Below are 19,466 nucleotides of genomic sequence, written 5' to 3'. Positions count from 1 at the left end.
ATGCTCGCCTCCGACATCCTGTCCCGCGCCGCGACCGTCCTTCAGGACGAAGAGCATGTGCGCTGGCCACTCCCCGAACTGGTGGACTGGTTGAACGACGGGATGAAGGCGATTGTCCTTGCCCAGCCCTCGGCGCATGCCGTGAGCTATGCCCTTTCCTTGGCTGAGGGGACGCTACAGGCGCTTTCCAATGCCAGCCACCTCCGGCTGCTGCGGATCACCCGCAATCTGGCCTCTACGGGCTCCCCGCGCGTTGGGGGTCGGGTTGTTCGCGTGGTGCAGCGGGACTTGCTCGATATGCAGTCCCCCAACTGGCACGACCCGAGCAACACGCCTTACAAGAAAGAGGTTCGGCAGTACGTCTTTGATGAACAGAACCCGCGCGAATTCTACGTGTGGCCGGGCAATGACGGAACCGGCATCGTCGAAGCCGTTCTATCCACGCTGCCGGCCGCGATTTCCGCCACGGGTGACGTGGACGCCATCGGCTCCTATGCGACCGCGATCGATCTTCCCGAGCCGTGGGGCGTCGTGCTCCTCGATTTCATCCTGTACCGCGCCTACTCGAAGGACGCGCTTGAAGGCGGGGCTGGCCGGGCCGGGCTGCACTATCAGCAGTTTGCCGGGGCTGTGGGGATCAAGGTCCAGGGCGATTCCGACGCCAGCCCGAACGCTCGCCAGAGGGTCACGCGCACATGAAGGACATTGATGCCCTCCTTCCGAGGGTGCTGCGCTATGCCCCGGCCTGTCCGGAAGTGCTGGCGCTCTCCCATCTGCGGGACGCTGGAAAGACGTTCTGCCAGCGCACCAAGCTCTGGCGCATGGCGGACGCCTTCACTATTCCCGACACGGGCGAAGACATCCTGTGCGCGCCGCAGGGCTCGTACATCCTTGAAATCGTCGCGGCCCGGCTGGACGGGAACAAGCTGGAGCCGGTGACGGCCTCCTATCTTGACGCTCATCAATTCGGCTGGCGCGACGACACCGAATCCTCCGGCGCGCGATGGATCACGCAGACCGAGCCGGACAGCGTGCGCGTTGTTCCCGCGCAAGGTGGCGCCCTGAAGTTCGATCTGGTGCTGGCGCCCTCCGATGACGCAGACCAGTTCCCTGATTTCATGGTGGACCAGTATGCGCAGGCCATCGCGAACGGGGCAATCGGTGAAATCCTGAGCACCCCGTCTGATTTCGCCAATCCGCAGCTCGGCGGCGCCTTCGTGCAGCGGTTCGACGCTGATCTGGATCGGCTTTCTGTTTCGGCCCGCAAGGGGCAGCAGAACGCGCCTCTGCGCACGCGAGCGAGCTTCTTCTGATGGCCGTCGAGAACATCAAGAACGCCGTCGCGCGGACGCTCTCCTATGTGATCGGACACGATTCATCCGGTAAGGGTGGGCGCATGACGCTCGCCAATCTCAAGGCGGCGATGGGGATCACGGCGGCGGATGTAGGGGCCGCCCCGGCAACGCGCACGATTGCGACCGGGACAGGACTTTCAGGGGGCGGCGACCTTTCCAGTGACCGGACCTTGGCCCTGGCGAATACGGCGGTTACGACGGGAGCCTACGGCAGCAGCGCCGCCATCCCGACTTTCACGGTCGATGCACAAGGACGCCTGACTGCGGCCGGCACGAAGCCTGTCATCACGCTTGAGATCACTCGCGCGCAGATCGCGACGACGACGATCCCGCTCAATTGCTTCGCCGTGTCCGGGCACACCACCGTTGGCGACCTCGGCGCTGGCGCGGTCTACGTGCGCGGAACCAGCTCGGGGCCGATGGCCGTGCAGGACGCGGCGGGGACGTGGTGGGAGCTGTTCACGAAACACGGCATCCGCGCCGGTTGGTGCGGCGTGAAGGCTGACGGCACCACAGACGACACCGCCGCCTTTCGGCTCGCGTGGGACATCGCGTGCGCTTCCGGCAATCCACTCTTGCAGCTGGAAGCCGGCACAATGCGGATCGCGACTGCGACGCAGACGTTTAGCGTAGTGTCAGGGATGCAAGTGGTAGGTTTAGGGACCGGTTCTTCTATCGTTAAATGGATAGAGGGTGATCTACCAATACTTTTCGGCCGCTCTTATGATATTCCTGGGCGCGTGTCTAATGTTATATTCAGGGATTTTTCGGTAATAGGATCGCACGGTGACGATGGTGACTATACCACATCGTCAACGTATCCGTTTTTGTCAGTAAGGGTAGACGGTGTTCTATACGATAATATTCGTGTAGAGAAATCCCGCGTTATGGGCATAGTATCAAGGTTGTCAACAAATACTGTGGCAAGAGGATGCGTAGTCAGGTATTGCGCAAGAGATGGGATAAATTTTGCAGACTGTGATGATTACGATATCTCTCACAATTTGGTAGAGTTCGTTGATGACGACGCCATTGCGGCCCACAATGACACGAGCAATCGCATCGACCGGCGGGGCGTGATCGCTGGCAACCGGGTGCGCTTTTCGCAGGGCATCAAGGCGCTCGGGATGGTCTCCGGTGTCGTGGCTGACAATGTGGCGGAGTTCTGCATGGGACAGGGCATCCGCGTGACCACTGAAACCAGCGGGGCAGAAGGCAGGAACGCGGCAAACGGTCTTCAGATCGGCCCGAACCTCATCAAAAACTGTATCGACCGCACGATTGTGGACGGGCTCAATTCCGGAGCGCCCTACATCAGCCTCTCGGGCGTTTCGGCACAGGCCGGTGGTCTATCGGCTATTCCCGGGGAGAATGTGACCGGAACCGCATCCGTTATCAGCCCATACCCTTATTTTCAGGGGAATGACGGCGGGGTCACTACCGACCCGGTGCCTGGAAGCTACGCCATTCAGGTGGCGGGCAACGTCTGCGTGCGGGACATCCCGAGTGGCGGGCTCTTGTCGGATCTTGGCTACGGCACGTTTTACACTCGTAACGGTCCTGTCGACCCGACGTTGACGGAAGCCTCACTGCGCCAGCCAGGTGTCTCTATCGACGGAAAGGTGAGGGCATTTTCTGCGCTCGGGAACGTGTTCAACGGAATTGGCTATTCGTTCTTCTTCGGAGAAACGGCGCAGGTTAAGGGCGATATTAAGAACAATACGACTTTCGACGTTTACGGCGGCCTCGTGTTCTCTGGATCTAATACGCTTCACCAGAACATCATCTCTCAGGGGAACACCTGGGACATGGACAGTCTTGTCAGCCACTCCGGGCGCGGTGCAAACGGGGCGTGGACCTCGGCCGGCGCCGGGATCACGGCCATCCTCATGCAGGGTGCCTATGGGGTGAAATCGCGCGGTGACACTTTCCGCAATTGCTCCCGCATTTCGGATGAGGCGCTGGCGGCGGCGGCCGGCACCAGCACGAAGCTGTTCGTCGAGCACGCGTTATTGGAGTGCCAGCCCGTCGCAACGAGTTTCTCGACCTCGAACAAGGGCATAGGCGAATGCCCACGTGCCGGCCCGGCGTTCTGGTATTCGATCGTGGACAGCGACCCCGGCTCTGCCGCCTACGGCAACACGCTGAACAACTGCGGGCGCCAAGCCGCATCGATCCCGACCAGCGGCACCTACATCTACGGCATGTTCGTCCAGAACACGGGGTTCTTGCTTTCCGGCGGCAAGGTGACGCTCGGCTGGGCGCGCCTGACAAATGGCAGCGGCCACGTCAGCGGGACCGATTGGGCGACCGTCACTCCGGACGCGAGCTGAGAGATGAACAGCCCGACCCCCCTCTACTGCACCACGAGCTGAGGACCGGGCCTGATGAAAACTGCCCTTATCGGATCCGAGGCGGATGCTGGGGATGTTGCCGTGTGGTCGTGGACCGATGAGCGCGGCGGCGTGGCCCTGATTGAGTGGGATGTAGACGGCACGTTCGAGCCCGCCCCGAAGACGCGGATGATCGCCAAGCCTATTCAATCTCGTGGCGTTGAAAAGCTAAAGGCTTTGCGCGCCGTGCGCGTCCCGCCGGGGCAGAGAGAAGTCGTCGTCCCGAAAGAGGGCAGGAAGCCATGAGCGGAACAATCCTCTTCAAGACGCCAGACGAGCGGCTTGATTTCGACGTGGACTTTACGCGCTGGCTCCCGTCTGGGGATGCCTTGGCCTCATCTGTGAACACGATTTCGGGCGGGACCGCGACCATCGACACGGCAGAGGTGTCCAACACGATCGTGAAGCTGTGGATCGAGGGCGGCGACGCTGACGAGACGAATGACGTGAAGGTGGTTGCGACCACCGCCGAGGGGCGCGTCTGCGAAGCCTGCTTCCGCCTCCGGATCAAGGAGTGCTGACATGGCCCTGAAGCTTACGAACAACGCCACAGGGCTGCTTGCGGCGAACATCAATTCGTCGGTCACGTCCATTTCTCTTGCCGGGAGCGCCGGGAGCAAGTTCCCCACCCTCGGCGCCTCCGACTGGTCCCCTGTCGTCGTAGTGGACGGCTCCGGCAATCTCGAAATCATGCGCTGCACCGCGCGTTCTGGAGATGTTCTCACGGTCACGCGGGGGCAGGAGGGCACCACGGCCCGTTCGTTCTCTTCCGGGGCGCGGGTGGATGTGCGGCTGACCTCGGCGGCTCTGGCGGAATTCGCACTGGCCTCCGACATGACGACGGCGCTCAATCTGAAGGCCGATCTCGCCAGTCCTGAATTCACCGGCACCCCGCGCGCCCCGAAGGCGGCGGATGGTGACGATAGCGACCAGATCGCGACCACGGAATGGGTGCAGGACTTCGTTCCGATCCCGATCGGGACGGTTCTTGAGTTCCACGGGGCGACGCTTCCGGCGCGGTTCCTGTGGGCAAACGGTTCCGCCGTGTCTCGCGTCACCTACGCCCTCCTTTTTGCCGCCATGGGCTCCCCCAGCGCATCGGGCGATGGCTCTACCACATTCAACACTCCGGACCGACGCGGGCGGGTGGGCGTCGGTAAGGATAACATGGGCGGGGTCACTGCGGCCGGCCGGGTTACGACGGCAGGAAGCGGCATCGACGGCGCGACCCTTGGGGCCTCTGGCGGCGCGCAGAACGTCACCATGACCGCGGCGCAGATGCCAGCCCATGACCACAACGTCGCCGCGACGCAGGCGGCGCATAAGCACACGGTCCCGATCAGCCGCACCATCTCAGTCCAGACCGGGGGCTCCGCCCTCGCGACTGGAGCGGGTCCGATCGACACTAGCGAAGAAACTCCAGCCATCACGGTCACGGAAGACAGCATTGGCGGCGGGCAGGCGCATAACAACATGCCGCCGTCGATCGTCTGCAACTTCATCGTCTACGTGGGGGTGTGATGTCGGCGCTCAAGATCACCGCGTTTTCAGGTGAACAGCCCCGCATCATTCCACGGCTTCTGCCGGATACTGCGGCGCAATCCGCCTTCAACACGCGCTTGGACGATGGTGGCCTTTCGCCCTATTATGAGCCGTCATCGGTTTTGTCGCTCTCCTCGCCCCCTGTCGCCTCATACCTGACCATTTACAAGTTCGGCGATACGTGGCTCGGGTTTGAAGATCACGTCCACCTCGCGGAAGGCCCGGTTGCGCAGAACCGCCTCTATTACACAGGCGACGGCGTGCCCAAGATGCGCGTAGGTTCCACGGTCTATCCCTTGGCTCTTGCCGCGCCCTCCGGCGCACTCACGGGCACCCCCAGCGGGTCCGGGACGGGCAACGTTTACACCCGGATCTATGTCTATACCTGGGTGACGGGCTTCGGTGAGGAATCGGAGCCCAGCCCAGCCTCTGCGGAGGTGGATTGGCAGGCGGGGCAGACCGTGACCCTGACCGGGTTCGCGTCAACCCCCTCGGGCCGGAACATCACGCACCAGCGGATCTATCGCAGCCAAACGGGGAGCGCCGGGACCGACCTCTACTTCATTGCGGAACGCTCGGCCTCCACATCCTCCTATGTGGACAGCATCGCGGTTGATGCTTTCGAGGAGGTGCTGCCATCGCGCTACTGGACGCCTCCGGTGGATACCCTGTCCGGCCTAACTGCAATGCCCAACGGCATGATGGCGGCGTTCTCCGGGAAAGACCTGTATTTCAGCGAGCCGTGGCGGCCCCATGCGTGGCCGGAAACCTACGTCCTGACCACGGACACTGAGATTGTGGCTCTTGGTGCCATTGGCACATCTCTTGCGGTTCTGACTAAAGGGCACCCCTATTTCGTCACCGGCACCACGCCGGAGAGCATGACCATGGAGAAGATCGAGGCGAACTATCCGTGCATCAACGCACGGGGCGTGATCGACCTAGGCTATTCCATCGTCTTTCCCTCCCACGAGGGGCTCGTCTCGGTGAAATCGAGTGGGGCCATCGGGCTCATTTCGGGCAACCTGTTCAGCCCTGACGAATGGCGCAAGCTCAACCCGGGGACCATGTGCGCCGGACAGCTCGCAGGGCGATGGATCGCCTCCTACAACTCGGTGGACGACAACAGCCAGGCCATCACCGGGTCCATTCTGGTGGACACGTCGGGGGCTGCATCCTTCCTCATCCGCTCGGATGTCTATGCCTCCGCATGGTACTACGACGTTGAAGAGGGGGCGCTGTATTTTGTTGAGCCGGAAGCGGAAACCATCTTCCGGTTTGACCCTCCGGGTGGCGTTCGGGCCAAGCAGTATTGGCGCTCGAAACAGTTCATCCTTGGGGCGCCGCAGAACTTCGCAGCTATCCTCGTGGATGCGTCTGGTGGGCTCTCTGCGGAAGAAGCAACGGCCCTTGACGCGGAAATCGCGGCCATCGCAGCGGCGAATGAGGTATTGATCGCGGCCGGCTCCATCTCTGGAGATTTGGCGTCCGACATGGTGGGGGTTGTCCCGTTGGCCGGGGACATTCTCACCCCTATTCCGAGCGCCGGGGCGAGCACGATTGCCGTTGGCGTCTATGCTGATGGGGTGAAGGTCGCGACCATCTCGGAGGCGAATAAGGTGAAGCGCCTTCCTGCGGGGTTCAAGGCGCGCCAGTGGGAAATCGACGCCTTCGGGGACGTGGATATTTCCCAGATCGCCATGGCGACGACGGTTGACGAGCTGAAGGCGCTGTGAGGTCGATATGGCTGATCCTGCGACCACGCCCGGCGGCGTTCCTCTTGTCCCTGTGAGCCGGATCGGCGGCGAGGTCGTGTACGTCCGCTCCGATAAGGTGGACTCCGCGCCCGTGCTCGCGACCTTCAATGAAAGGGGAGCGCGCCAACCGCGGGATGTGAAGGTAGGCGATATTTCGGGGGCTCCTGAGGGGTCAGGCTTTTGGGAAACTGGCCTCGGGAACTATCTTCGTAACTCATATGATGCGTTCTCCAGAGGGGCAAAATCGGCGCGAGAGACCTTGGACGCATTCACTCCGGGTCCGGGCGCCGTGGCTTCCATGCTTCCGGGCGCCGGCATCGTCCAGGGCAACGAGGATTTCCAGCGGGGGCGGGCGGCGCTCGGGGAAGGGCGGTATGGACAGGCGGCGGCGGACTACGGCATCGGCATGGTCAACGCCGGGACGGACATGGTCCCGATGTTCGCGGCCCTGCCTCCATTGGTGGTGAAAAGCGCGAACATGCCGCCCATCGTGCGCTCCAGTGAACGGGGGATGGTCCGAAGCGAGGCTCCTTGGAAAAAGGGCGAGGACTTCCGCCTGACGGGGGTCAGCACCAACAAGGTTCCGCCGGACGAAAACCCCTACAACGCGCAAAGCATGGACCCGGTGATCGGGGTCCCGGTGCAGGCGCACCACAATGTGGACGACGTGCTGGCGGGCCTTGCTGAGGTATATGACAGCGGCCGCGGCCTGCCGCCGAATGTCGAGAACGGGGATTACGGCTCCTTCGCGAAGTGGCTGGACGACCCGGCCGTGCGCGCCCTGGTGGAAAAGCGCATCGGCGAGGCGCGAGGCGCGGACCTGATTCCGCAGGACGCCGACAGCGACCTGTGGGTCGCGCTCCATGCGCAGCGCAATCCGCGCTCTGGTTGGGCAAGGTGGCTGGGGCCGGACGCGCCGCCGGAACGTCGCGCTGAAATCGAACAGCGAGCGCGGGAGATGGATGCAGCCGAGCGGGCGCGGAGCGAAGAGCTGGGCAAACGAGGCGCGGCTTTCGATGCTTACATGGCGGCTGGCAACATGCCGCCGTCTCCGCATGGTGCTGCGGCATGGAAGGCGGCCAATCCAGGGCGCGCGCCGACCTATTTCCAGTATGACGACGCGACCGGCAATTGGTCGGTCAGCGATACGCCATATCCGAAGGGCAATCGGTGATGGCGAACAACAACGTCCTTCAGGAGCAGCTTGAAATCCTCGCCGGCACGCGCCGGCAGGGCAACCAGGGCAAAGCCGCCGTCCGATATGAGGACTTCAACAAGCAGATCGGCACGAAGACCAACCAGACCGATTTCGAGACCTATCAGGCGACGGTCACGCAGTCCCTTGCCGATCAGACGACGGCCCTCACGGATGCGGAGGCCGCGCTACAGGCCGATATCGATGCGCTGACCGATGCGAAGTCCAACATCATCCGGACCATCAACACCTACACCGGAACCTCACAGACGCTTGCCCTTGGTGACGCGGGCAATGTAGTGCACATGACCAACGCCAGCGCGAAGACGCTCACGGTGCCCCCCAATGTGGACGTGGCATTCGACGTGGGGACGCAGGTTGACGTTCGGTGCTCCGGTGGCGGGAAGCTCACCTTCGCTCCGGGCTCCGGGGTGACGATCGAGAGCTACAACAGCAAGTATGGTCTGGAATCGCTCCGGTTCGCGACGCTGCTCAAGGTGGCGACGAATACGTGGGCTCTGGACGGGGCCTTGGTGACGTGAGCCGGTTCGGCTTCTGGCACGGGGGCGGCAACCGCCCGCAGATCGAGTTCATCGGTTACCTGCTCCAGAACAATTCGGGGGGCAGCTATTCGTCAAAGACGTGGACAGGCGCGAGCTTTGGCGACCCGGCGAGTGACCGGGAAATCATCTTCGCCATCAGCCATAACTCTCCGGGGAGCCAGACCATCACGTCGGTGACGATTGGCGGGGTCGCGGCAACCCTTGGTTCTGCGGCGGGCGGGGCGGCCATCGGAAAGTCAATCGGCTCCGCATGGGCTCATGTCCCGACCGGGGCAACGGGAGACGTGACGATCACGTTCAGCGGAAACATTTCCACGGTTCTGATCGGCGTATTCCGCGTAACCGGACGCCCCGTCATTGGTGCGAGCCACGTTGATTTTGACTCTACTTATGCCGGAAGTGGGGCTTCTTCTGCTACAATAACCGACATTGATCTTCCTGACGCAGGCTTTGGTGTGGGGTGCCTCGCGATCTATCAGGACTCGGCTTCGGCGCCATCTTTGTCAGGGGCTCCATTCATTGATGACGCGGTGGTGAATGTGCAATCGAGCGGGGCCGATATCTACCACGCCATCACGCATTGCCCCGTTCAGGAGGGGGCGGCGCCAGATGAAACCCTGACGTGGTCATGGGGCTCTAACGAAGCGATGGTGGCCGGCGTGTGGGTGTTCGCGTGACCGTTTATTCTGACCCGGAGCGCTATCTGGCGTGGGCGGCGGGCCGGATCGGGATTGCAGCGTTCCGCTCGGATGCGCGGGCGATCGGGCTTGAACGGAATGGGGTTCTAGTCGCGGTCGCGGCCTATGACACGTTCTCCCCCGGCTCGTGCGCGATGCACATTGCCTCCGATGGTTCGGGGCGCTGGCTCACCCAGGATTTCCTGTTCCGCATGTTCGCCTATCCCTTCCTTCAGTGCGGGTTCCGCCGGGTGACGGGGTTGATCTCGGCGAGCAACGCGGCCTCATTGAGGTTCGCGCGGCATATCGGGTTTCAGGACGAAGGGGTGCTTCGGGAAGAAGCGCTGGACGGGGATGTGATCGTGCTCGGGATGCTCCGGCGCGAATGCAAATGGATATCGGAGGGCTGAGGCATGGGCAAGGACAGCGGCGATGCGCCGATGCCGGATCCGAACATCAAGAAGGCTGCGAATGCGCAGGCGGCGACGGGCAATGCGTGGCTGAACTTCGCCAACGACGCCTATGCGACGGCACAGGACCGGCAGACGGGCATCGATGCTACAGCCGGCGCTGTTTCGGGCGCGGCGCTTGGGGCACAGGATACGGCCCTCACCAATGCGGCGACGGATCGGGCGCGGTACGAAAACACGTTCGTCCCGCTGCAAGACCAGATCATCAACGACGCGAAGAACTACGACACGCCGGAAGCACAGGCAGCGGCAGCGGCGGCGGCCGGGGCGGACACGCAGAGCGCCATTGCAGGCCAGCGGGCGGCCACGGAGCGGCAACAGGCGTCCATGGGCGTCAATCCCAACTCGGGGCGCTTCCAGGGGACGCAGCGGGCCTCTGATCTCAATTCCGCCCTCGCCGTGGCCGGAGCGAAGAACGACGCGCGAGAGACGACGCGGAACACGGGGCAGGCACTTCGGATGAACGCCGTAGGGCTTGGGGCGGCACTTCCGGGGCAGGCCATGGCTGGAACTCAGCTCGGGCTCGGGGCCGGGCAGGCCGCGACGGGCGCGCTCACGCAGGCGAACCAACAGTTCCTTACGTCCACGGCGATCCCGATGCAGGGGTATTCCGGAGCGATGCAGGGCTATGCTGGTCAGGCGGCGACGCTGGGCAACCTCTACAACGCGCAACTCAGCGCCTATAATGCGCAAAACTCTGCCAATGCGGCGAATACAGCCGGCCTGTACAGCGCCCTCGGCACAGGGCTGGGTGCGGCGGCGTCGTTTTTCTCCTCGGAAGAAGTGAAGACCGACAAAGAGGAGATTCCGGAAGGCGCGGCCCTTGCTGCGGTGGACAGCCTCCCCGTGGAGCGCTGGCGCTATATGCCGGGCATCGAAGATGGTGGCGAGCATGTCGGCCCATATGCAGAGGATATGCAGCGCGTGACCGGCCTTGGCGATGGAAAATCCATCAAGGTTCAGGATGCCCTCGGCCTTACCATGAGGGCGGTTCAGGATGTGAGCCGCAAGGTTGACCGGATCGCACAACAGGTCGGCCTTGGTGCGTATCCCGGGAATCGTGAAGTGGAGGCCGCGTGATGGCGAACTATGGGCTCGGCCTTGGGGCTTTCACGCAGGGGTTCGCGGGGGGCTCGGCCTCGGTCAGAGGTGGCAGGATACTCAGCGACGCAACGACCAGCAAAAAGCTATCGAAGGCGTGAACACGGAAGTCAAGTCCGCCTTTGATGCGGATGTGGCGGCCGGCAAGACCACGCCGGACAAGTATACCGACTACTGGACGCAGAACGCCCTTCCTAAGCTGACGCAGACCTATATCCAGAACGGAAATGTGGAACAGGCCGCGGCGCTCCAGAAGTGGGGCGAAAGCGACGCCGCGCGCCGTGGCACCGCCGCGTTCGGCCGGGTTCTCACGGCTGGCTCTTTCGAGGATGCTGGAAAGGCGTTCACCGAGCTTGCGACCACGAAGGGCTATCTTCCCGCCGGCTATGTTCTTGCTGGGTCGGAAGCCGTGCCCGGTGCAAATGGGCAACAGGGCTACAAGTTCACATGGCGCGCCCCGGACGGCAAGAGCTATTCCCAGCAGTTCGGCAGCATCGACGAATTGAAGACCGCTGCGGCTGGGGCGCTCAACCCGGAAGCCATGGCGAAGATGCACCTTGAGCGAGCCAATTGGGCGGCGGAAGATCAGCGTCGGCTTGGCCTCTATCGAAGCCAGAAGGAAATCGACGCACAGCCCGGCCTACAGCCGGCGTCTCCGGGCTTTCGCAAGACAGCCACGGGAGAAGAGCCGATCCCCGGTGGGCCGGCCTCCCCTGGCTACCGGGGATCGGTGGCGCAGGCTGAGACGGAGGCGAAGAAGGGTCCGCAACTCAACCCCTATGCCAATGGTTCCTACACCGAAGGGCAGGGCAAGGCCGCGACTTTCGCCGACCGCATGGCGCAGTCCCACGACATCATCAACCAAAACGAGAACATCAACAGCGGGTGGGCCGGCGCGGCCGGGGCGGCTGTATCTAGCGCCCTAGGCGGGCGCGCCCCAGCAGTGGCGAACGCCGTGTCATCTGAGGCCCGCCAGAAGGTGGAGCAGGCGCAGCGGAACTTCATCAACTCGGTGCTCCGCCGCGAATCTGGCGCCGTCATCAGCGATAGCGAGTTCGCGAACGCCAGACAGCAATATTTCCCGCAGCCGGGCGATACCCCGGAGGTGATCGCGCAGAAGCGCCAGAACCGGGAGTCCTCAATCCAAGGGCTCTTCCGCGAGGCTGGCCCTTCCTACAAGCCGCCCAAGGGCTGGGAAGACCCGACCAAGGCTCCGCAGCCGACTGCCGCGGGGCAGGGTGCCCAGCCGGGGGCGGCGACGCCTACGAGTTCCGCGCCTACGCCTACACAGGGTGCACCGAAGGCCGCGCAGGCCGCACCCAATGATGCGCTGGCGCAGGCCAAGGCGGCGATTGCCCGTGGCGCGCCCCGCGATGCGGTGATGAAGCGCTTGCAGCAAATGGGCGTGGATACGGCGGGGATCTGACGCATGGGCCTGTTCGATGACCTGATCCCATCGGGGGGCATTGTCCCCCGCGCTACCACCTATTCCCCCAGCGCGGCGGGGACCAGATGGAAGGCGGCTATGAGGCGTCGCGCCCCGGCCCGGATGGTCAGGCCATGGTGCGCACCCTTGAGGATTTCCGGACTGGTGCCAGCCCCTACGTGACCGTGGCCGGGAACCCGTCCCTCTACGGGCGCCAATACACCATGCCTGAGGTCTCCTATCAGGTCGGAGGCCAGCGCTACACGCTGAAGGATGTTCCCGTCGTGGTGCATGACACCGGGGGCGCATTCAAGACAGCCCCTGAAGGCCGGTTCGACGTTCCGGTGGGGCGCGACCTTGGCGCGCGGGACACCAACCAGGGCCTTTCTGGGGTTCAGTTCATCCCGCGAGACAGCGCCCCCATGGCTTTTACCGGAGAGCCGGCGCGCCCGGCCGGGGTGCAGGCTATCGAGGGTGCCATTCGTCCGGTGCCCGGTGCCGATCCGATCCCGCCGCGTCCACAGGCAACCCCGAAAGAGGCCCCGATGCCCGCGACTGGCCTGTTCGATGATTTGATCCCGGCGCAGCAGCCCGCGCCTGACCAGACGCTTTCGGCCGCTGGCGGCGCCATGTTCGACGATCTGATCCCGAAGCCCACCTCTACTCAGCAGGAAGCGGCTCCAAAGGGCGGTCTGTTCAACAACGCTACGGCGGGCGTGAACAGCGCCATCGCGACCACGTTGGGCGCCCCGGTGGACGCTGCGTCTTGGCTGGTGAATAAGGGCCTATCCGGCGTCGAGGCCGTGACCGGGGCTGAACTGCCCCGCGTCCACGACCCCATCGGCGGCAGTGGCTCCATCACGCGTGCCATGACGGCCGTGGGCGTGAACGATCCCGCACAGGTGCAGGCCAATACGACCGGCGAGAAGGTGGCGCGCGCGGCCGGTGAAGGCGCCGGGTACATGATCGCCCCGGAGGCCATGCTGGGGGCACTGAACAAAGCCGGCGTCGTGGGCGATACCGCAATGAGGGTGCTCGGCTCGATCTTCGGGGAATCGAAGACCGCCGCCAATATCGCGTCGAATGCCGGCGTTGGTGCCGCGGCCGGCGCGGGCGGGTATGTCGGTGGTGATATCGCCACTGAGGCAGGCGGGGAGAAGTATCGCCCTCTTGGTGAACTCGCGGGAAATCTCGTCGGCGGTGTCGCCGGAGCCGGTATGGCTGCGGCACCTCGTGGCGTTCAGCAGGCGGTGAAGGCGGCGGACAACTACGCTCTTGTCACGCCGGGCGCTCAGGAGCGTGCGGCCGGTGCCCAGCTTCGCGAGCGTGCAACAGATCCGAATGCGGCTATCCAGGCAATCGACAATGCGCCCCGCGAGCTGGTGCCCGGCTCCCAGCCGACGACGTTCCAGTTGACGGGAGACATGGGCCTTGGCGGCCTTGAACGCGGTGTTGCCCGGTCCAATCCTGAGGCATTCCAGCAGCGCGCGGCCGAACAGAATGCGGCTCGGCTGGATGCGCTCGGCACTGTGCAGCCTGCCGGGCACCCTGAAGCGGTCTCGCAGGCGCTTCGCGATCACCTCGGGATGATCGACGCGGAATCGGCCCGCGCTATCGGCGATGCGACCGGCGTTGCTGTAGAGCGCACCAAGGCCCTTGGCGGGGATATGCCGGCTGATGCCTATGGGGCCGCCCTGAGGGGCATTGAAGCCCCCAAGGTGGCAGCGGCACAGGCCGAGGCGGAAGGCGCTGTGAAGGCCCTTGGCGGCGATCGGATGCCAGAAGCCTACGGAGCTGATCTGCGGCAGAAGGCGCTTGGTGCGCGCGCAGTTGCGAAGGAGAGGGAGAACCAGCTTTGGGGCGCCGTCGATCCTGACGGCTCTCTGGCGCTTCCCGTTGTGGGCACCCGCTCCGGCGCTCGGGATATCCTGTCTTCCATGTCCAAGCTGGCCCAGCCCATGGCTGGGGAAGAGGCCGCTATCTTCGCGGATGCCGCGCGCCTCCCGGAGGTCATCCCCTTCAAAGACCTAACGGCGTTCCGCAGCCGGGTTTCTGATGCCATGGCGGATGAGCGTGGCGCGCGTGGAAAGACCGTTGTATATGGAAGGTTGACGCAGCTTCGCGGCGCCATCGAGCGTGACATTGAGAACGCGGTGGCGAACAAGGCTGCGGTGGAACAGCAGGCGGTGCAGGCAGGCCAGATGTCCGAGGCGGACACAGTTGCTGCCCGGCTTGCCCAAAGGGCTGATGAACTGCGTGTCGGACAAGCTGAAGCCGGGCGAAGCGATGCAATTGGCGATGGCGCGGCTGGAGCCGGGCCTCAGGCCACTTTTTCTTCAGCAGCAGGAGGCGCGAGCCAAGCGCGAGGGGGATCTGGAGATCCTGCGGGAGGTCCGGGCGTACAAGGCTCTAGCCTCTTCCCCGACAACCTCCAGCCCAACTTCGACGCCGGAGCCGCCGAGAGACTGAAGGCCGCGTCGGCCGCCACGAAGGAGCGCGCCCGCACCTTCGATGAAGGCCCGGTGGGTGATATCCTGCGCGGGCCTGCGGCGGACAACTTCAAGGTCGCTGATGTTTCGGTCCCCGGCCGCATCATCCGCCCCGGCGTGGAAGGGTTCCGCTCTGTTCAGGCATTCCGGCAGGCGGTTGGTAATGATGCGGCAGCGATGCTGCTCCTTCGCGATGCGGCCATGGCCGATCTGAAGGACAACGCAGTCAAGAATGGCGTCCTCGATCCCAAGCTCTATGAGCGCTGGCGGGACAAGAATTTTGACGCCCTGCGTGCCTTCCCGGACTTCCACAAGAGCGTGGGGACCGCAGAGAAGGCGGCCAAGATGCTTGCCGATGCCCGTCTGATCCCCGAGGGTATTCTTGACGGAGACGTGGGCGGGCGCATCTTCCGCTCAGGGCCGGGCGGGTTTGAGAGCGTCAACAAGTTCGTTGGGGCCATCGGTGACGCGCGGGCGAAGCCTCTTCTGGAGGACTATGCCGTTTCTGACCTGAAGCGCGCGGCCATGCGGGATGACGGAACGTTGGACCCGAAGAAAGTTGCGCTCTGGCGCTCGCGGCATGAGGATGCCCTGCGTGCCCTACCGGAGGTAGACGCGAAGCTCGCCGATCCCGTCGCCGCATCCGAGGCCGTCGCCAGTCTCGCACAGGCCCGGAAAGAGACGCTGGACGGCTATCAGGCCGGCGTAGTCGGGCGGCTCCTCAATGTGGACAACCCCCAGGATGTGACACGCATCGTCGGCGGCATCTTTGAAAAGCAGGACGCCGTTCAGCAGATGCGGAAGTTGGCCAACGAGACGGCCGGCAACAAGGACGCCCGTGAAGGGCTCCGCAAGGCCATCGCGGATCACATCCAGACCAAGTTCATCTCCAACACCGAGGCGGCCACCAGCGAACAGAAGCTGATCCGCTCGGACCAGTTTCAGACCTTCGTGCGCAAGAATGCCGAGGCCCTGCGGGCGGTGTTTAAGCCGCAGGAGGTGAACCTGCTAGAGCGCATGGCGGACGACCTGAGCCGGGCCAACCGGTCGATTGTCTCGGTGAAGATCCCTGGCGGGTCCGATACGGCGCAGAACCTTGCCGAGATGGTAAAGCAGAAGCGCTCGCTCCTGTCCCACCTTCTCACGCCTCAGGCCCTCGGCGGGGCCGGCGCGCTCGGGGCCATGACCGGCTTCTCGACGGGGGGGCTTAGCCTCCTCGGCGCGGCCGGTGTACAGGCCCTTCGCAATGCCGGCATCGTCAAGGTGGATACGCTGATCCGGGACGCGATGCTTAACCCGGACCTTGCGCGCTCTCTGCTGAAGCCGGTGGCCGAAAGGGCCGGCCCGAGTATCAGCCTGCGACAGGCTCTGGCGCGGGTGGCGGTCCTGTCTGGCACCGACGCCATGAGCAAAGCTGATGCTACCGACCGTAGCGGCTCGCGATAAAGGCCGTAGCGGCGGCGGTATTCGAAGACTGAACACCAGCGCGGATTTCGTCTTGCTTCATGAGGCAGGCGGAGAATGGCTCTGTGCCGGGGGCGATTCCATAGCTTCGGCACTTCCCTTCGTCCTTGGCGCGGATGTCTCCGGCAGACATCAGGGCCTCTCCTTCGCCCGGTGTGCTTGAGGCGCACCCGCTCGCGACAAGCGCCAAAGCCAAAGCCACCAAGTACCTCACAGAAACCTCCCTCAACGGTTGAAAGCACACGCTAGCACCCGTTGGCCCGCCTTTCCAAGCCGCCCCTCACCGGGCGGCTTTTTCTATTCCCCCAAGAGGAGACGCCACATGCAAGGCACCTTCACAGGAACAGGCCGCAGTGCCTCATTCACCCCCCGGCAGGGCGCGGCGTTCAACGTTTCGCTCTGGGGGACTTTTGTCGCGACTGTCCAGATGGAACGCAGCTTTGACAACGGCGTGACGTGGCTTCCGCTCACGGCGGCGGGAACGCAGCTTTACGTCTGGACCGGCCCCGCCTCCGAAATCGCAGCCGAGGTGATGCCGGGCGTCCTCTACAGCCTGAACTGCACCGCGTTCACTTCCGGGACCGTCAACTACCTCATGGGTCAGGCGCAATGACCGACGCTGCACTTGCTATCGCCGAACAGGCGCTCGGGCTGAGCGCGCGCGCGACTCAGCGTCTAGACAACGGCGGGGCGATATATGCCAGTACCTGGGATTTTCGCCTTGCCATTTTCATGGTAGCCGGCCAGTCCAATGCCGTTGGACGCGCCCCGTCGAGCACCATTACAGGGAGCGTCTCCACAGGATACGACTTGGTGCGGTCGGAACTACCGGACAGCCGCATCCTCACCTATAGCTCATCCAACGTTCTGGATGTAGGCTTGTGGAACGCAGACGGCGCTGGAAAGTATGTGGAGAAGATTACCATTGCGGCTGAGCCCCTTTACCATGTGGATGGTGGGCACGGCATGGGACATGCGTGGTCTGCGGCCAGAGATATTTTGAATAGCCGTCTCGTTCCGGCGCATAAGGTCCTGCTTGTACCATGCGGCATTGGCGGAACGTCCATGTCGGCCGTCCAACCTTTTCCATCCCTGTCGTGGGGCGCGGGAACCGATCCCGATGCGCCGCTCAATCCGGGCAGCGACCTCTACGAGTCCGCGATCCGCCAGATGTACAAGGCCGCAGCCGCCGCAGAGGCGCTCGGCTACGACTGGTATTTCGCCGGTATTATCTGGCATCAGGGGGAGGGGAACCAATCCTCCACGGCGAGCGCTTTCCAGCTCATGCAGGACACGATCTTTAACGGCTTCCGTGAGCGCCTCGGCGTGTCAGATCTACCGATCATTGCGGGGTCTTTCATCTATGAGATCGTCGACCCGCCGCTATTCAACAATGCGATCAATCGTCAAGTATGTATCGACGTTGCCCGTCGCCTGCCGCGCACCAGCTTTTTCTACGGCCCCGGCCCCGGCTATCAGATGGATACCGGGACTAACTTCGCTCACTTCAACGCGGATGGGCAGCGTATATTGGCAAGAGGTGCGGTGGACGCTTATGCGATCGCCATCAACAATGTCGTGGGCACCCGGCCGTCTGACCCAACTGTTGTGCAAGCTGCGCAGATCGGGACGGAGCTGCATATCTGGTGGACGCGCCCTTTGTGCCGCGTCACGGATTACGACATTCAGTATGCCGTCGGCGGGGGCGCTTGGGCCGACCTATCCAAGCCAGCCGGGCCTCTCGTGACGGCGAACGTTGATTGCGGGCAAAGGGACCTCCCTGCCGCGCAGATCACGGACATCGTGGAGGATAGCAGCTATCAGGTGCGAGTAAGGTCGCGGAACGAAAACGGCATATCGGGGTGGTCTGAAACGTCAGCGGTGACAGTGTCTCTGCCGGCGCAGGTCACTGGATTGACGGTGGGGGCTATCACGCAGTCCACCATTGCGATCACTGCGGCCCCGGCGGCACGGGCCACATCGTACATCGCAGAGTATTCTCTTGATGATGCGGCGTGGACTGTCGCGGCGTCCGGCTTGGCATCCCCAAGCTATACCTATGTTGGGCTCAACCCGCTCACCACGTACTATCTGCGGATGGCCGCGAGCAATGCGGCAGGGAACGGGCTTGCATCGTCCCCATCGACTACGGCAACAACAGTCATTGACATCCTTGATGATGCCCTGTCGAGTGGTGCAAAGGCGGCGGTGTTCAACTATATATCAGTATCTCGCCGTGTTAAGGAAAGTTATACCGGAAACCTCATCAGGGTCCGCCGCTCGTCCGATAACACGCAACAGGATATTCCACAGACGGCGTCGAAGATCCTTGACGAGGCGGCATTGCTCGCTTTCTGCGGGGCTGGTGACGGCTATATCGTGACGACATACAGCCAGTCTGGCGGGGCGGACTTGGCCCAGGCTAACACCGCCAATCAGCCGAGGATCGTTTCGGGCGGCGTCATCAACAAGGTCAATGGCCGACCCGCCGCAGATCAGACGATGGACGGCCTGCGTGTTCTGGAAAACACCACGCCGGGCTTGTATGCGGCCGGCAAGGCATCGGTTTTCGCGGTGCTGCGGGCAACCGGCGGCGGGGCGATCTCCATGGAGTGCGGCTCTGCCGGCTCCAACCCGCGGTACGCTCCGCTTGCAGTCGGGTCGAGCGGTAACACCCTGTCTCGGACGATCACCAATGATGCCGGAACGGCGATCGAAACAAGCAACACCTCTCCACAGGTGGCGGTCAATGCCGGCTATCACACGGTCGGGGTGATCGACAGCGGGTCGTCTCTGGTGATGAGGCAGGATGGCTCCACCACGGAGACCAAAGCCTACACGCGCTCTGGAGTATTCACGATCGCTCGAAAGTGTATTTTCGGGCAGCACAACGGCGCGACGTTCGCCGGCATCCAAGGGCATTGGTCCGAGATAGTCGAGTTCACCGACACTCTTTCTGATGCCGATCGCAACGCAATCGAGGCCAACATGGCGGCGTGGTATTCGACCGACAATTGATGGCCTCACTGAACTT

16 protein-coding genes are annotated in these 19,466 nt (G+C 63.4%); all 16 read left to right on the top strand.

Annotation, left to right across the window (positions count from 1 at the left end):
- The 16 genes from EZH22_RS24470 to EZH22_RS24395 all read left to right on the top strand — a co-directional run bounded on the left by EZH22_RS24470 (position 1) and on the right by EZH22_RS24395 (position 19,450).
- Entirely contained in the window at positions 1-699 is a 699-nt protein-coding gene (locus tag EZH22_RS24470) for a phage adaptor protein (RefSeq protein ID WP_203192975.1), read from the top strand.
- A 26-nt stretch (positions 700-725) separates the two neighbouring features.
- Positions 726-1,313: a hypothetical protein gene (locus EZH22_RS24465; RefSeq protein WP_203192974.1), complete on the top strand. Its 588-nt coding sequence runs from the start codon at positions 726-728 to the stop codon at positions 1,311-1,313.
- A complete protein-coding gene (locus EZH22_RS24460) occupies positions 1,313-3,688 on the top strand; it encodes a hypothetical protein (RefSeq protein WP_203192973.1) in 2,376 nt (791 codons plus the stop codon). Before EZH22_RS24465 ends, EZH22_RS24460 begins: the two co-directional genes overlap by 1 nt.
- A gap of 54 nt (positions 3,689-3,742) precedes the next feature.
- A complete protein-coding gene (locus EZH22_RS24455; protein ID WP_203192972.1) occupies positions 3,743-3,994 on the top strand; it encodes a hypothetical protein in 252 nt (83 codons plus the stop codon).
- Positions 3,991-4,269 carry a phage fiber-tail adaptor protein gene (locus EZH22_RS24450; RefSeq protein ID WP_203192971.1) on the top strand — a complete coding sequence of 93 codons (279 nt, stop codon included), beginning with the start codon at positions 3,991-3,993 and terminating at the stop codon, positions 4,267-4,269. The genes EZH22_RS24455 and EZH22_RS24450 overlap by 4 nt, the downstream gene beginning before the upstream one ends.
- Before the next feature lies 1 nt (position 4,270).
- Positions 4,271-5,269: a phage tail protein gene (locus EZH22_RS24445; RefSeq protein WP_203192970.1), complete on the top strand. Its 999-nt coding sequence runs from the start codon at positions 4,271-4,273 to the stop codon at positions 5,267-5,269.
- Positions 5,269-7,026 (top strand): hypothetical protein, encoded by a 1,758-nt coding sequence (locus EZH22_RS24440; protein WP_203192969.1) that lies wholly within the window; start codon positions 5,269-5,271, stop codon positions 7,024-7,026. Before EZH22_RS24445 ends, EZH22_RS24440 begins: the two co-directional genes overlap by 1 nt.
- A 280-nt stretch (positions 7,027-7,306) precedes the next feature.
- Complete coding sequence (locus EZH22_RS24435) at positions 7,307-8,221, top strand: hypothetical protein (protein ID WP_203192968.1); 915 nt, start codon at positions 7,307-7,309, stop codon at positions 8,219-8,221.
- The gene (locus EZH22_RS24430) at positions 8,221-8,784 is read left to right on the top strand and encodes a hypothetical protein (protein ID WP_203192967.1); all 564 of its coding nucleotides are present in this window, start codon (positions 8,221-8,223) and stop codon (positions 8,782-8,784) included. The genes EZH22_RS24435 and EZH22_RS24430 overlap by 1 nt, the downstream gene beginning before the upstream one ends.
- Entirely contained in the window at positions 8,781-9,482 is a 702-nt protein-coding gene (locus tag EZH22_RS24425) for a hypothetical protein (RefSeq protein WP_203192966.1), read from the top strand. The genes EZH22_RS24430 and EZH22_RS24425 overlap by 4 nt, the downstream gene beginning before the upstream one ends.
- Complete coding sequence (locus tag EZH22_RS24420; protein WP_203192965.1) at positions 9,479-9,892, top strand: GNAT family N-acetyltransferase; 414 nt, start codon at positions 9,479-9,481, stop codon at positions 9,890-9,892. The genes EZH22_RS24425 and EZH22_RS24420 overlap by 4 nt, the downstream gene beginning before the upstream one ends.
- Positions 9,893-9,895: 3 nt before the next feature.
- Entirely contained in the window at positions 9,896-11,032 is a 1,137-nt protein-coding gene (locus EZH22_RS24415) for a tail fiber domain-containing protein (RefSeq protein WP_203192964.1), read from the top strand.
- Positions 11,033-11,150: 118 nt separating this feature from the next.
- Entirely contained in the window at positions 11,151-12,479 is a 1,329-nt protein-coding gene (locus EZH22_RS24410; RefSeq protein WP_203192963.1) for a hypothetical protein, read from the top strand.
- Between the two features lie 86 nt (positions 12,480-12,565).
- Positions 12,566-16,414, top strand: a complete 3,849-nt coding sequence (locus EZH22_RS24405) for a hypothetical protein (protein WP_203192962.1) — start codon at positions 12,566-12,568, stop codon at positions 16,412-16,414.
- Positions 16,415-16,754: 340 nt separating this feature from the next.
- Positions 16,755-17,045: a hypothetical protein gene (locus EZH22_RS24400; RefSeq protein ID WP_203192961.1), complete on the top strand. Its 291-nt coding sequence runs from the start codon at positions 16,755-16,757 to the stop codon at positions 17,043-17,045.
- Entirely contained in the window at positions 17,042-19,450 is a 2,409-nt protein-coding gene (locus EZH22_RS24395) for a sialate O-acetylesterase (protein ID WP_203192960.1), read from the top strand. The genes EZH22_RS24400 and EZH22_RS24395 overlap by 4 nt, the downstream gene beginning before the upstream one ends.
- The last annotated feature ends 16 nt before the right edge of the window (positions 19,451-19,466 follow it).

The organism is Xanthobacter dioxanivorans (genome assembly GCF_016807805.1).
Taxonomy (GTDB): Bacteria; Pseudomonadota; Alphaproteobacteria; order Rhizobiales; family Xanthobacteraceae; genus Xanthobacter; species Xanthobacter dioxanivorans.
Note: the sequence above shows the minus strand (reverse complement) of the source record. Positions and strands in the feature narration are given on the sequence as shown.